Source organism: Actinosynnema sp. (genome assembly GCF_052038725.1).
Genome location: NZ_JBQGCX010000114.1, coordinates 1 through 2754, shown reverse-complemented (window position 1 = coordinate 2754; position 2754 = coordinate 1). Strand labels below are relative to the sequence as shown.

Annotated in this window: 4 protein-coding genes; 3 read left to right on the top strand and 1 reads right to left on the bottom strand. The window is 73.4% G+C overall.

The annotated features are described in order from the left end of the window. Together ACTUAL_RS02240 and ACTUAL_RS02235 are read left to right on the top strand one after the other, a co-directional pair. A partial coding sequence (locus tag ACTUAL_RS02240) for a sigma-70 family RNA polymerase sigma factor (RefSeq protein ID WP_440899092.1) occupies positions 1-327 on the top strand: 327 nt, incomplete at its 5' end. Between the two features lie 201 nt (positions 328-528). Then, positions 529-828 (top strand): WhiB family transcriptional regulator, encoded by a 300-nt coding sequence (locus ACTUAL_RS02235; protein WP_015804068.1) that lies wholly within the window; start codon positions 529-531, stop codon positions 826-828. Between the two features lie 153 nt (positions 829-981). On the opposite strand, the gene ACTUAL_RS02230 is transcribed toward ACTUAL_RS02235, so the two are convergent. Further along, on the bottom strand, positions 982-1641 hold the full coding sequence (locus tag ACTUAL_RS02230) for a M50 family metallopeptidase (RefSeq protein WP_096496219.1): 660 nt from the start codon (positions 1639-1641) through the stop codon (positions 982-984). 82 nt (positions 1642-1723) lie between these two features. Between ACTUAL_RS02230 and ACTUAL_RS02225 the strand changes: the two genes are divergently transcribed. Continuing rightward, positions 1724-2754, top strand: a 1031-nt coding sequence (locus tag ACTUAL_RS02225; protein ID WP_440899091.1) for an aldo/keto reductase, incomplete at its 3' end; no start/stop codon positions are given.

The window sequence follows — 2754 nt, the reverse complement described above, 5'->3', positions numbered from 1 at the left end:
CGCGAGGAGGTGCACGAGGGGCTGGCGGCGGGCAACGCCTACCACAGCGCCTCGCTGGACGACCTGCTCGTGGCCGACGACAGCTCCATCTCGCTGGGCAGCACGCTCGGCGAGGAGGACCCGGAGCTGGAGGCCATCGAGCAGCGCGAGTCGCTGCACCCGCTGCTGGAGAAGCTGCCGGAGCGGGAGCGGCGGATCGTGGTGATGCGGTTCTTCGGGAACATGACGCAGACCCAGATCGCGCAGAAGGTCGGCATCTCGCAGATGCACGTGTCGCGGCTGCTGGCCAAGACGCTGCGGCAGCTGCGGGACGGGTTGGAGCAGTAGGGCTTGGAGCAGTAAGGCGGACGAACGGGGTGAGCGGCGCGCGCAGGGCTCCGCTCACCACTCCCCGGCGCCCCCTCGCGGGCGGTTCTCCTGAGCGTTTGCTGAGAGGTAGCCCGATCGGGCTTCCCGGCGTGTGCCCCGCTGTTCGGCGGGGAAGACCTGACCAGCACCCGATGAGAGCCGCCTGGAGGGGGTCGCACCATGACCAGCACCGCACGCCTGCCCAAGCCCGTCACCGACGTCTGGGACTGGCAGAAGGACGGGCTCTGCCGCGGGCGGGACAGCGCGGTGTTCTTCCACCCGGACAACGAGCGCGGCTCGGCGCGCGCCTCGCGCGAGAACCGGGCCAAGGAGCTGTGCGCGCGCTGCCCGGTGCTGGCCCAGTGCCGCGAGCACGCGCTGGCCGTGCAGGAGCCCTACGGCGTGTGGGGCGGCATGGGCGAGGACGAGCGCAGGCGGATCATCTCCGCCACCCGCCGACGGGTCAGCGCCGTCGCCTGAGCGCGCGGCGGAGGTCCCGGCGGAGCAGCGAACGGCACGGTACAGCGCGGTACGAGTGCGATCCGGTGGCGTCGGGGACGCCCTGAGCCGGAACAGACGCGGGGCCCCTCCCACCGGGAGAGGCCCCGTCAGCGCTTTCCGGGGTCCCCTGGCTCAGAGCTCGGGGAAGAGCAGCTGCCCGCCGTAGAAGAGCGACCCGATCGCCACCGCGGCGAACAGCAGCACCCACACCAGCCCCGGCACGCGGGTGATGCGCGCGAGCTGGTCGGCGTCGGACTGCGGCGCCCTGCCCCGCATCCGCCTGCTCTGCAGCTCCCCCACCGGGCGCACGCCGCCCAGCAGCAGGAACCAGGCCACGAACAGCGCGAACCCGGCCTTCAGGTCGTCGGTCCCGTAGAAGGACACGACGAACATCACGCCCCCGGTGAGGATCACCGAGAACACGCCGAAGACGTTCCGGATCATGATCAGCATGGCGGCCAGCAGGACGACCGTCGCCCACAGCAGCTGGCGCACGTGCCCCTCGGTGACCAGCCACGCGGCGCCAAGGCCGAGCAGCGGCGGGGTGACGTAGCCCGCGAAGTACATCGCGACCACGCCCGGTCCGGACGGCCTGCCGCGCGAGACGGTGACGCCGGAGGTGTCGGAGTTGAGCTTGATGCCCTGGAGCCTGCGGCCGGTGAGCAGCGCGATGAGCGCGTGGCCGCCCTCGTGGGCGATGGTGATGGTGTGGCGGGCGTAGCGCCACACGCCCGGACTGGCCACCAGGACCAGGGCGAGCACTGCGGGGGCCCACTGCGCGATCGTCGACATCACCGCCCAGGATGCCAGTGCCGGGCCCGTTCGCGCCGCAGGCTTGACCTGGAGTCCGCTCCAGGGTGCAGGCTGCGCCGCCATGAGGACTGCGCGCCTGGGGGCGCTGGAGGTCAGTGCGCTGTGCCTGGGGACCCTGCCGTTCGGGTCCGGTGTGGACGAGGGGACCTCGTTCGCGATCCTGGACCGGTTCGCCGAGGCGGGCGGGACGTTCCTGGACACGGCGAACAACTACGTGTCGTGGACCGAGGCAGGCACGGGGGACGAGAGCGAGGCCGTGCTGGGGCGGTGGCTCGCGGCGCGGGGCAACCGGGACTCGGTGGTGCTGGGCACGAAGGTCGGGGCGCGGCCCGCGGCGTCGGGGCCGGGGCGGGCCGGGACGGGGTACGAGGGGCTGTCGGCCGGGGTGGTCGAGGCCGGGATCGAGGGGAGCCTGCGGCGGCTGGGCACGGACCGGGTCGACGTGTACTACAGCCACGTGGAGGACCGGTCCGTCGACCTGGCGGAGACGCTGGGGGCGTTCGCGGGGCTCGTGGCGCGCGGGTCGGTGCGGGAGGTCGCGTGCAGCAACCACGCGACGTGGCGGATCGAGCGGGCGCGGGCGGTGTCCGGGGCGAACGGGTGGCCGAAGTACGCGGCGGCCCAGCTGCGGTTCAGCTACCTGCGCCCCCGGCCGGGGTACCGGCTGCCCGAGTCCGGCCACGTGCTGATGTCCGGGGAGCTGCTGGACTTCGCCCGGAGCGAGGGTGACTTCGCGCTGGTCGCGTACTCGGCGCTCCAGTTCGGGCAGTACGCGGGCAGGCCGCTGCGCGAGGAGAACCGGCACGTGGGCAACGAGCGGCGCCTGGCGGTGCTCGGGGAGGTCGCGGACGAGCTGGGGCTGACCCGGAACCAGGTGGTGCTGGGCTGGGTGATGGCGCGGGGCGTGGTGCCGGTGGTGGGGGTGTCGTCGGTCGAGCAGGTCGACGAGGCGCTCGGGGCCGCCGACGTGGTGCGGCCCGTGGAGGTCCTGGCGCGGTTGGACGCGGCGGCCGGAGCCCGGACGCGCGAGAGGGCCCGCTCCTGCGCAGGAGCGGGCCCTCGTCTGCTCGTGGTTCAGCGCTGGTGCTCAGC

What these genes read in the sequence shown, in the direction of transcription:
- ACTUAL_RS02235 (WP_015804068.1), top strand. Translation starts at nt 529, where the DNA reads ATGACCAGCACCGCACGCCTGCCCAAGCCCGTCACCGACGTCTGGGAC.
- ACTUAL_RS02230 (WP_096496219.1), bottom strand. Translation starts at nt 1,641, where the DNA reads ATGTCGACGATCGCGCAGTGGGCCCCCGCAGTGCTCGCCCTGGTCCTG.